The 11,840-nt window shown below is 33.6% G+C and carries 12 protein-coding genes and 1 pseudogene; all 13 read right to left on the bottom strand.

Annotated elements, in window-relative coordinates; all coding sequences use genetic code 11:
- Positions 1 to 64: 64 nt before the first annotated feature.
- Positions 65 to 745 carry a zinc metallopeptidase gene (locus tag ACFVRR_RS08295; protein WP_387326887.1) on the bottom strand — a complete coding sequence of 227 codons (681 nt, stop codon included), beginning with the start codon at positions 743 to 745 and terminating at the stop codon, positions 65 to 67.
- 58 nt (positions 746 to 803) lie between these two features.
- On the bottom strand, positions 804 to 1,586 hold the full coding sequence (locus tag ACFVRR_RS08300; RefSeq protein ID WP_387326890.1) for a sporulation protein YpjB: 783 nt from the start codon (positions 1,584 to 1,586) through the stop codon (positions 804 to 806).
- A gap of 59 nt (positions 1,587 to 1,645) precedes the next feature.
- The gene (locus ACFVRR_RS08305) at positions 1,646 to 2,230 is read right to left on the bottom strand and encodes a DUF1405 domain-containing protein (protein ID WP_387326892.1); all 585 of its coding nucleotides are present in this window, start codon (positions 2,228 to 2,230) and stop codon (positions 1,646 to 1,648) included.
- A gap of 152 nt (positions 2,231 to 2,382) precedes the next feature.
- Complete coding sequence (locus tag ACFVRR_RS08310) at positions 2,383 to 3,159, bottom strand: menaquinol-cytochrome c reductase cytochrome b/c subunit (protein WP_056466650.1); 777 nt, start codon at positions 3,157 to 3,159, stop codon at positions 2,383 to 2,385.
- 62 nt (positions 3,160 to 3,221) lie between these two features.
- Positions 3,222 to 3,896 (bottom strand): menaquinol-cytochrome c reductase cytochrome b subunit, encoded by a 675-nt coding sequence (gene qcrB, locus ACFVRR_RS08315; protein ID WP_056466653.1) that lies wholly within the window; start codon positions 3,894 to 3,896, stop codon positions 3,222 to 3,224.
- A 2-nt stretch (positions 3,897 to 3,898) separates the two neighbouring features.
- Entirely contained in the window at positions 3,899 to 4,402 is a 504-nt protein-coding gene (locus ACFVRR_RS08320; RefSeq protein ID WP_097978883.1) for a QcrA and Rieske domain-containing protein, read from the bottom strand.
- 143 nt (positions 4,403 to 4,545) lie between these two features.
- Complete coding sequence (locus tag ACFVRR_RS08325) at positions 4,546 to 4,995, bottom strand: DUF2487 family protein (protein WP_387326896.1); 450 nt, start codon at positions 4,993 to 4,995, stop codon at positions 4,546 to 4,548.
- Positions 4,996 to 5,595: 600 nt separating this feature from the next.
- A complete protein-coding gene (locus ACFVRR_RS08330; RefSeq protein WP_387326898.1) occupies positions 5,596 to 6,135 on the bottom strand; it encodes a ReoY family proteolytic degradation factor in 540 nt (179 codons plus the stop codon).
- 54 nt (positions 6,136 to 6,189) lie between these two features.
- On the bottom strand, positions 6,190 to 7,449 hold the full coding sequence (locus ACFVRR_RS08335) for a tetratricopeptide repeat protein (protein WP_387326900.1): 1,260 nt from the start codon (positions 7,447 to 7,449) through the stop codon (positions 6,190 to 6,192).
- 17 nt (positions 7,450 to 7,466) lie between these two features.
- Positions 7,467 to 8,750, bottom strand: coding sequence for a 3-phosphoshikimate 1-carboxyvinyltransferase (aroA, locus tag ACFVRR_RS08340; RefSeq protein WP_387326903.1), 1,284 nt, complete (start codon positions 8,748 to 8,750; stop codon positions 7,467 to 7,469).
- 196 nt (positions 8,751 to 8,946) lie between these two features.
- Positions 8,947 to 10,032, bottom strand: a complete 1,086-nt coding sequence (aroB, locus tag ACFVRR_RS08345) for a 3-dehydroquinate synthase (RefSeq protein WP_387326906.1) — start codon at positions 10,030 to 10,032, stop codon at positions 8,947 to 8,949.
- A complete protein-coding gene (gene aroC, locus ACFVRR_RS08350) occupies positions 10,032 to 11,201 on the bottom strand; it encodes a chorismate synthase (protein WP_387326909.1) in 1,170 nt (389 codons plus the stop codon). The genes aroB and aroC overlap by 1 nt, the downstream gene beginning before the upstream one ends.
- A gap of 381 nt (positions 11,202 to 11,582) precedes the next feature.
- Positions 11,583 to 11,840: pseudogene (locus ACFVRR_RS08355) on the bottom strand (bifunctional 3-deoxy-7-phosphoheptulonate synthase/chorismate mutase); the annotation flags it as partial.

Here is an 11,840-nt window from a genome sequence, read left to right on the forward strand (position 1 = left end):
AACTGAAACAAAAAAGAGGTTCTTGGCATTCATTGCCAGAACCTCTTTTTGTTTTATATTGATATTAATCATCACTGCGTGTCATACCAGTATAAATTAAAATTAATCTTAATAATTCTGCTACGGCTACCGCTGCCGCTGCAACATAGGTCAATGCAGCTGCATTTAAAACACGTTTTGCATAAACATGCTCATTCGAATTGATAATACCTAAAGTTGTAATCTGTTTTAAAGCTCTACTTGAGGCATTAAATTCAACAGGAAGTGTAACAACTTGGAACAATACACCTAGTGCTAATAAAACTATCCCTATTAATAATGCACCTGATAGACGAGATAACATGCCAATTAAAATAAATATATAAGAAAAATTGGAACTGAAATTGGCAACAGGTACTAATGAATGACGGAATCTTAAAAAGCTATAGTCATTCGCATCTTGAATTGCATGTCCTACTTCATGAGCAGCAACTGCAGTACCCGCTACTGAATATCCATGATAATTTTCAGTTGATAATCTTACAACTTTTGCACGTGGATCATAATGGTCAGATAAATATCCTCGAGTTTCCTCTACTGCTACATTGTATAATCCATTTTCATTTAAAATTTTTCTCGCTACTTCTGCACCCGTTAAATGTGATGTAGAACCAACTTGAGAATACTTTCTAAAAGTTGATTTAACCTTCATTTGCGCATATAAAGGTACAAGCAACAAAATTAAAAAGTAAATTAGATAACTCATTGTAATTCCTCCAAGGAGTGTGATTTTACGATATTGTAATAACTTTTAGAGAAATTTGTCAATCATTATGTTCTCTTCTTTTTTTGTTCTTATTTCGATCACCTATATATTTTCTCCAACCAACATAACTTAATGTACCGACAATAATGATCCCTGTTGTAAATATTGTCCAAATAGAAACAGGAGGAATAATTGAATTACCTTGATCGAAAATGAATGATAATTCACTTTTTGTCTCATCCAACTTTTGTTGAAAAGCCGGTATAGATTCTTGGTTAATACGATAATCATCTAAAAACGAAACAAGTGAATTTATTTTTTTTACTTCATCATATGGAAGGTCCATGATAAGACTTGGATAAATAATCTCAAATTGATGTAAGAATTGATTTAATTGCGTTTCATATGCTTCAGAATTACCTCGTTTATATGCTGACTCCATATTCTGTAGTGGGGTCATAACTGACTTTTTCATTTCCTTCCACATCGGCTGCATAGTCGTTTCTCCAGCATCAATCAATAATCTCAAACCAAGTACATCGGCAACTTTTTCTTGTGGATCAATTGCATCATTTGTTAAAGATACAAGCGCATTTTGAAAAGTAACTGAAATGGTTTCTAACTCCTTTGGTGTGAAATCCTTATTCTTTTTTGCTGACGCCATATACTTAGATTCTAATTGTTCTAATAAATTTGCGCCATGAATATAATCACCATCTTGTACTAAAGAGAGCGATTGTTCAATTAACGAAGTTTCTTGATCTATTTTAGCGTACCCTTTTACGGTATTGAATGAAAAGAAAATAAAAAAAACGCTTATCCCCGCAATTAACTTTTTCATCAAACCCCTCCCTCATAACTACTAATAATTATGAGAGAAAGGACAAGATTAGAACTTGTTCAAGCACGAGCTCTATTTTTAAAAATTAACTGGTAATAAGCGATTAAAATAACAAATATAGTTAACCAAAATGTCACTAAAGCAATCCAAATTCTGTAATCAGAAAGCATATAGTATTCTGGCATTGTTCCAAAAACATAGTCTAAAATAAGATCTTGTAAGATCCAAATACTAGCAACTGTCAAGTGCCATTTTTTAACTTTAAATGTCGGTGCATACAAAACAGCCTGGATCGCCATAGCACCATGCGAAAAAATTAATAAGTATGCAACCGCATCAAGTCCACCTGATAAATAAAGAACCATTCCATTCATCAACACTGCCCATATTCCATATTTCATCAAGCTTACATATGCTAGTGCCTCTATTAATCCATTCCGTTTATTTAGGATGAACAGTAGCAATACAATACAAAAAAATAATGATGCAGTTGGACTATCAGGTACAAATATTTTTAACCAACCAGGAGTAAAATCAAGTTGAGATCGATACCAATAGTATCCGTAGATTGTTCCAAGTACATTTATGATAAATAAAGCAATTAAGTTAGGTTTAAGCCGTAGCATACTGTAGAGTATGTTCACTATTTCACTTCATCTCACTTTCACTGAGGAGATTTTATAAATTTATAACACAAAGTTCACAATTTATATGTATCATCACATTTTTTACATGTTATTATTTCAGTATACAATACAACATGAAAAAAAGAGTCGAAAATTCGACTCTCTTTTAATTACTCTGTTTTACCTGCTTTTGAAACGAATTCAGCTAGCACTTTAAGTTCAGCGTCAGTACCTTTAAATACGCCAGATGGCATCGCTTTTCGACCGTTTCTTGCGATATGAGCGATTTCTTCAGGTTTTAAACCATTATTTTGAAGACTTGGAGCTGCTGCGCCACCTTCAAGATTATCGCCATGACAAGATACACAAGTATTTTTTTGCAATAGTTTATATGCTGGATCTTCTTTATTTAATTCAACAAAAGTACGGATTTTACCTTGTTCTTTTTGTTTTTTCCAGTCATGGTGAGCCGCAGCTTCCCATGTTAAATAAATTACACCAGATAAAGCTAATAACATAAATCCTGTAGCTAATGGACGTTTAATTGGTTTTCTATGTGGACTACGATCTAAGAATGGCGCTAATAATAAGCCACCAAATGCTAATCCAGGAATTACGAAAGCACCAATTACGTTATAGTCACCAGAAGCATAGCTATATTTTAAGAATTGATATAAGAATAAGAAATACCAGTCTGGTAGTGGCGTATAGCCAGTATCAGTTGGATCTGCAACCCTCTCAAGTGGAGATGGATGTGCAATTGTTAATGTTAAGTATCCAATTAAGAAAACTGCTCCTACCATCCATTCTTTTAATAAGAAGTTTGGCCAGAATGCTTCAGTTTTACCAGGATATTCTGAATAATCCTTTGGTACATTAGGTTTACGTCCTGCCATTGCAGGTACACGTGAGTCACCTACAAATTTCATTCCTTTACCGCGATGCATGTTCTCCCTCCTTTATTTCGACACACTTTAGTCATTTTTACTAAAGCCCCATGCACTAAATCTTATAGTGGACCTGAAATACCTTGCTTACGAATAATTAAGAAATGGGCACCCATAAGAGCAAGTAAAGCACCAGGTAAGAAGAATACATGGATTGCGAAGAAACGAGTTAATGTTTGTGCACCGATGATTTCCGGATTACCTGCAATTAACGTTTTCACTTGCTTACCAATAAATGGTGTTTGTTCAGCAATTTGCAGACCTACTTTAGTCGCAAATAACGCTTTCATATCCCAAGGTAATAAATATCCTGTAAAGCCTAATCCAAGCATTACGAAGAAGATTAAAACCCCTACAACCCAGTTAAGCTCACGAGGCTTTTTATATGCGCCTTGGAAGAATACACGTAAAGTATGTAAAAACATCATAACAATTACTAAACTTGCACCCCAGTGATGCATACCACGAACGATTTGTCCGTATGCAACGTTGTTTTGTAAGTAATAAACTGATTCCCATGCATTTTTGATATCTGGAACATAGTACATTGTTAAGAACATTCCAGATAAAATTTGAATTACTGTAACGAAAAATGTTAATCCACCGAAGCAATATACGAATGCTGAAAAATGGTGTGCTGGATTAACGTGCTCTGGTACTTCATGATCAGCGATATCTCTCCAAAGAGGCGTAATTTCTAATCGCTCATCTACCCAGTCGTAAATTTTGTTAAGCACGATTATTTACCTCCTGTATTTGGTTGTAGTTTACCAAGATAGAAAGAATCACCTTTCACTTTTACTGCATAGTTGTCTAGTGGACCAAGCGGTGGTGTACCTTTAATGTTTTTACCATCCTTATGGTAACGACCGCCATGACATGGACAGAAGAATTGATTTGGAAAATCTTTATTGTCGTTCCAACCAACTGTACAGCCTAAATGCTTACAAGTAGGTGATAACGCTACGATGTCTCCATTTGAATTCTTGTACACCCATGCAATGTGTGACGCGTCAGATTTAACCCAACCATCTACCTGCTTAACTTTAAAGTCAAAGCGTTTTGGGTCAGTCGTTAAATCTTTAACTAGTCCAACTTGCACCATTGCTCCAGCTTCTTCTTTTTGTAAAACTGGGTCAATGGCAAAACGAGCCAATGGCATTAGCATTCCTGCCGCCATAAAGCCGCCTACACCTGTTAAAGTGTAGTTTAAAAACTGGCGTCTTGAAACCTTTTCACTCATGAAAATTCCCCCCTCTATCACAAGTACTCCTGTACGGACAACAGCTATAATAATAAAACTAGGACACTTTCATAATATAATAACAAATTTAGAAGGTCAATAATATCCTAATAATAATCATAGTAATAATGTTGTTTTTATTTTTATCCCCATATTTTAGAAAATAATGCATTTATGTGAGATAATTGTTTATCTACTATTACACGTTGTGATGATTCATCTAAGCTATTGATATTTAAATTAGGTAACCAAATTAATGATTGATCCATTTCAGCTTCTGACTGTCTCCAATCAAAATCACATGTTAAATAAAAAACATGCTTAATCCCACTAGCTTTAAACTCTTCATTCCAAGCTTTTAATCGGCTTATTTTATTAGAATCTTCAGGTAAATAAGTAAATTCCGGAGCGATTACAACTCTCCCTTTATATGTACGTTCAAGTTCTGAAGTAAGAATTATTAAGTCCTCTCTTTGCTCGGCTAGACCAATATTTTCTTTTTTCAAAGAAACAGGACAAAGTGGAATAATGATCGTATCGATGTATTCCAGATTCTCAATAACTTGATTTAATTCATTAGTTGTCCATTTCATCAAAATTACCTCTTTCTATTAAAATAATTTATTTATAATTGTGAAATTTTTGTGAACAAATTTCTATTTTCCATTTAACCATACATTACTATTTTAAGAAAGAAAAAAAGCCCGCTAATATTGGATTTTTCAGTCAATGGAAAGAGATCTTTGTAATCAACTCAGTAATCCCATAAACAGTTTACTGATTAGTATAAAAAATTCAGTTGAACTTCGAACCATTACGAAGCATATATTTCTATCAGATCAATCAATATTTCAAAAATCTTTCTATGTTAAGTGACTTTTTTACCATTTTTTTATATGAGTATTTTTTTATGAGGAATTTGCTAATCTTAAGTATACAAACTTTAATTTTTAACTTGTAAAAGTTAATCGATACGCTCGACTCCTTTGGAATACACCAGAAGTCTAAGGACCTACTAGAATTGCATCGAATGATTAAGATCATGAATCTGTCCACACTTTAAAGAGAAGGTACTAAAATGGAAATTAACCCCACATATCTTATTTAACAATAAAATTTAATTGTGTTCAATTAGCAAATACCTTTTCAACAGTAAAAAAGCCCCCATAATGAGGACTTTTTTCAGATTAACATTAAACTAATGAATTCAGTTGCTTAGTTAATTCTTGGAAAAGCTTTTTGTCTTGTTTATCTAGAGCTTCGTCAATCATTTTCATCAATCTGTCTTTTTGGAAATTAATAATTGAATCTGACAATAGCTTTTCAGCAATTACGCGATCTTTTTCGTTACTATTTAAGTTTTTTGGTATATGTGGGTTCTCTTCTAAAACTGAAACAAACATTGGATATTGAAAAGAAGATTTAAAATTGAGTTGGATATAAATATCCTCATCCCTATTTAGTCGAATATCGTGAAATGATTTCTCTGCATCCGTCGTCATAACATTTTGTTTATAAAAATGAAATGGGACCTCTTTAACACAGTTTGTCGACATCACTAACCCGCGTGGACAATATTTAGACTGTTCTACGAAATGAACCTTTTTCATTAAATAGTCATGGCTCATTAGGTAATTTAAAATCCAAACACATTCTCTTTGCTTTAACTGGAAATTACTTAGAAACCACTTAACAAAATCTTTCTTCTCATTCACAGATACAGGGGTTGCCATTATTAAATCCCTCCTCTGTCCTTAAAATTTGTCCCCTTTTCTGAATAAAGAAAACTACAGAATTTCATTTATTCTTTCAAGACGCTCTCTTACTTCTTCCTGTAGATACTCATCGTCTACAAGTTTACTGTAAACCTCTTTTGCTTCTTGTACTAAGCCTTCTTCAAACAATAGGTCTCCGTATTCCTTTAAGAAGGAAATTTCCTGGTTAAAGTCATTATATGCTAGACGATATTGATTTAATGCCAATTCATAATTTTCATTTCCATAATATGCTTTACCTAAGTCCCAATTAAAATGAGGATCTGAAGCTCCATGCTCAATTGCTAGTTCAATTGTACTAATTATGTCATCGAAATCTTCTTCTTCGAAAAGAATTCCGACTAATAACTGCACTGCCTCAATTAGAGAAGGATCATAAATTAATGCTTCCTGTAAATGTTTTTTACTTGCATCTAAATTCTTCAATTTACGAGCTAATTTTGCTGCTGATAAAAGGCATTCTACATTTGTTTCATCAACAAGTAAAGCTTTTTGTAATATATCATAGCCTTCTTCAATTTGGCCTTCAAGATCATGTGCTTTACTTAGCCATAAATGTGCCACTAAATATTCAGGATCAAAGAATATTGCTTCCTCGAAAACTGGAATTGAGGCTGCATAACGTTCAGCTTGAAATAGTGTAATGCCATATCCTAATAGTGTATGGAAGTCTTTTGTTTTCTGAATTCCTTTTTCATAATAGGAAATTGCATCTTCCCATTCACCTTCAGCACTTAAACATTCAGCAAGTCTTAAATCTTTATTTACTCCACTCACTTCAATTTCTTGATTAGCAAGTTTTTCGTAAAATGGAATAGCTTTTTTATAATCATATTTACTAAAATAATACTCCCCTAGTGCAAAATCTACTACAGGTTCCTTCGGTAAAATTCTTTTTGCTTCAAATAATTTTTGTTCAGCTACTTCATCAAGACCTTGAACTTGATATAGATCAGCCATTAATAATAGTGCTTGAACTCGACTTTCACTCTCATCTTTTATGGCAAGTAAAATTTCTAAAGCGTCGTCTTCTAAATCAAGATCCAACAATATTTCTGCATACATTATTTTAAGATCATCGTCGTCATCATATAAGTAAGCTAAATCTTCAATGATATTTTTCGCATCTTCCACAAATCCTAATGATTGAAAAAGAAGTGCTGCTTCGTATTTTTCTTCATCGTTAGCGCTTTTTAAATTCTTTCTTAATAAATCTAATCCCTTTTCAGTATGACCGTTCTCTATTAACTGAACAGCTTCGTTTAAACTCATTCTTACACCTCATATGACTACTTAATTAATTCATTTAATTGCTCTTTAAAGTTCGGAAAAGATACAGCAATACATTCTGTATTTTCAATAATTGTATCACCTTTAGCAAGTAATGCAGCAATTGAAAGCATCATTCCCATTCGATGATCTCCATGTGAATTTACATTAGCACCTATTAAAGAACTATTCCCTTGTATAATCATACCATCTTTTGTTGCTTCAATGCTTACACCAAGATTTGTAAGTTCTGTAACAACAGTCTGGATACGATCCGTTTCCTTTACTCTTAACTCTTCAGCATCCTTAATAATGGTCTCTCCATCTGCTAAAGCTGCTGCTAAGGCCAAGATTGGTAACTCATCGATACATGTAGGAATTTCAGACCCACCGATTACAGTTGATTTTAAATTGGATGATTTCACTCTTATATTCGCGATTGGTTCTCCGTTTACAACTTTTTCATCCTCTAAAGTAATATTGGCGCCCATTCTTTCTAGAACTGTTAATATCCCTGTTCTGGTAGGGTTTACCCCTACATTTTTCAACAATATTTCGCTATTAGGAACAATCGAACCTGCTACTAAGAAAAATGCAGCTGATGAAATGTCCCCTGGTACAATAACATCTGTTGCAGTTAATTCTTGGTTTCCATTAATCGAGACTTTGTTTCCATCAACTACTAACTCACATCCAAATGCATTTAGCATTCTTTCAGTATGGTCACGAGACTTTTCTGGTTCAGTCACAGTCGTTGTTCCTTTTGCGAATAAACCAGCTAGTAAAATTGAAGATTTAACTTGTGCACTTGAAACAGGAGAAGCATAAGAAATACTATTCAGTGAACCTCCTCTAATAGAAATAGGTGTATATGTAGCGTCTTCACGTCCATCTATAGAAGTTCCCATCATTTTTAAAGGTTTTGTAACTCGTTTCATTGGTCTTTTACCAATGGATTCATCACCAATAATAACTGAATGGAAAGGTAAACCACTTAATATTCCCATCATTAATCTTGCTGTTGTTCCCGAATTTCCTACATCAAGTACTTCATGTGCCTCTTTAAGTCCTTCAATCCCTTTACCATAAACGACTACTTCATCTTCTGATACTTCGATTTGTACACCTAATTTTCTAAAACACGCAATCGTACTTAAACAATCTTCACCTAATAGAAAGTTAGTAATTTTTGTAGTCCCTTTCGCTAATGATCCAAACATAATTGCTCTATGAGATATTGATTTATCTCCTGGAATTGTCACATCACCAACTAAACGGATTTTTTCTAACTGGGAATTTCTCATCATATTCACCTTATCTAACCTTTCTATATGTATTTACATTCCATTTTTTATTAAATCAAACCTTTATTTTCTCTGAAATTCTATTCGACGAATTGTCCTATGATTTTCATTTTTATTGGTTTAGTTAGCCTAATTTAGAAAAAGAAAATGATATTTTGATTTAACTTTTGATCAAAACACCATTTTCAGGTAAGTATTATGAAATTATTTGTTTTAAAAAACGATCTAAATTTTCTTTTATAAAGTCTTCCTCTAATTCACAAATCACTGGATCCCCAAAACTTTTTAAGATTATATATTTTATTTTCAAATCGATATTTTTCTTATCTTGTTTCATTAGATTTAAAATTGGTTCTAATTCTAATTTTGAATAAACAGGATAATTCAATCGATTATACCAATTTAAGATCTCATTAAATCTTAAGTCAACCTTAAAGAACTGTTCACTTAAATAGATTGAAAATAAAGTTCCAAAGGCAATTGCTTCACCATGAGTTGTTTTAGCATAGCCTAAATAAGCTTCAATTGCATGCCCAAGTGTATGGCCTAAGTTTAAAAATGCTCTTTCTCCAGTTTCTCTTTCGTCCTTGGATACAAGTTCATTTTTTACCCTTATTCCCATTGTCACACATTTTTCAACTAACTCATCATCTAACTCTTCAAGTGAAAGAATATGATCCATTAACCAATTTAAATTGTCGTTAGAAGAAATCATAGCTTCCTTACTAATTTCAGCAAAACCTGATCTCCATTCCTCTATTGGCAAAGTAGTTAAAAAATTTAATTCATACAATACTAATTCCGGCTGATAAAATGCGCCAACTATATTTTTAGCTTTTGGAAGGTTTATAGCTACTTTACCACCTATAGCACTATCGTGGGCTAGTAAAGTAGTAGGTAATTGGATAAAACGAATACCACGCATATAAGTAGCAGCAACAAATCCTGCTAAATCACCAACTACTCCCCCACCTAAAGCAATTATTAAACTATTACGATCTAATTGGACATCAAAACAATAGGTTAAACAATTTTCGTATATAGCAAAACTCTTACTTTTTTCACCATGTGGAATGATAAAGTGTTCAATTTTATTTTTTTTACTACAATTTAGTAGTACTTCTTCTAAATAAAGTGGAGCAACTTGATCATCTGTAATGATTAGTATTTTGGAAACTTTAGGAACTAAGCTGTCCAACTTTGACTGTAGTTCACTCAATACTCCAAACCCTATACAAACATCGTATTGTTTAGAGCTTGTATTTACAGTTATCACATTCATTAAAAATTCCTCGCATACTCACGGAAATCTTCAATATTACGTTTTAAACGCTCAAGTTGATCTGATTCAAATTGTTCAATAATTGCTTTTGCAACTTCCCAAGCAACAATATGCTCTGCTACGACACTTGCTGCAGGAACAGCACAGCTATCAGAACGTTCGATACTAGCTTCATAAACTTCCTTTGTTTCAATATCAACGCTCTTTAGCGGCTTGTAAAGCGTTGGGATAGGCTTCATTACTGCTCGAACGACAATTGGCATACCAGTTGTCATACCGCCCTCAAAACCGCCAGCACGGTTCGATAATCGGTAGTAGCCTTGTTCTTCTGAATATGCAATTTCATCATGAACTTCACTTCCTGGTAGTGAGCCAGCTTCAAACCCGATGCCGAATTCTACACCTTTAAAGGCGTTAATGCTTACGATTGCACCTGCAATTTTTGAGTCTAGCTTTCTGTCATAATGAACGTAGCTACCAACACCAGCTGGCATACCTTCAACAACAACTTCTACAATCCCACCAACTGAATCTCCTTTTTGTTTTGCATCATCAATTAATGATTTCATGTTTTCTGTAGCTTCAGCGTCAATACATCTTACTTCCGAGTTTTCAGCTCTATTATGTAAGTCTTCTACATTTTGATAGTCTAGATTTTTTGCTTTAACGCCACCAATTTCAATAACATGGCTTGCAATTGAGATTCCTAGCTCACTCAACAATTTTTTTGCAACTGCTCCAGCTGCAACACGTACAGTCGTTTCACGAGCTGAAGATCGCTCTAAAACATTCCTCACATCTCTAAAACCATATTTTATAGCTCCATTTAAATCGGCATGCCCTGGTCGTGGTTTTGTAATGCTTCTTTTTCCTTCGTATTCTAGATTGTCCAAAGGTTCAGGACCCATAATATTAGTCCAATGTTTAAAGTCGTTATTTTCAACAACCAATGCGATAGGAGAGCCTAATGTATAACCATGTCGAACACCGCTAGTAATTTGAGCAGTATCCTTTTCTATTTGCATTCTACGCCCTCTTCCATATCCACCTTGACGTCTACGAAGTTCAACATTTATTTCTTCTGCTAAAATTGGCAAGCCTGCTGGTACGCCTTCAATAATTGTAGTTAATTGTGGACCATGTGATTCACCAGCTGTTAAATAACGCATTTCAACACCTTCTCTTTATGTAAGTTTAAAATTATTTAGTTACTACTATAGCACAACCTATTCTGTATTTAATATTAAAAAAGAGCCATATTTGGGCACTTTTTTGTTTTTTTTCAAAAAAATGAATTATTCAGTAGTAAAACCTAATTTTCAACATTTTGATTGTGCAATCTTTTTAGCAATATTTCAAAACAAGAAAAACTGATTCGATGAGCCTTCTCGGCACAGTCTTTAAGCTGTACCGAGATTTCATCCAACACTCTATTCAATTTTTTTATCATGAACCATTCTCATTGCTAAGGCATTTGAGTCTTTCGATTAATCTGTACCATTTATAAGGTCGTTTTTAATTTCACCGCTCTCTTTTAGTAGAAAATTTTACTATGATTGAAGCTTTGCACGGAAGTCTTTTAACTCAAACATGAATTCTTCAAATTGTGGAATATTCATTTGTTGAGCTGAATCTGATAAAGCAACTGCTGGATCAGGGTGTACTTCAGCCATTACTGCATCTGCTCCAATTGCTAATGCTGCTTTTGCTGTCGGTAATAATAAGTCCTTACGACCTGTTGAATGGGTAACATCTACAACTACTGGTAAATGTGTTTCTTTCTTCAAAATAGGTACTGCTGAGATATC

Source organism: Gottfriedia sp. NPDC057948, assembly GCF_042887255.1.
Classification (GTDB): domain Bacteria; phylum Bacillota; class Bacilli; order Bacillales; family Bacillaceae_G; genus Gottfriedia.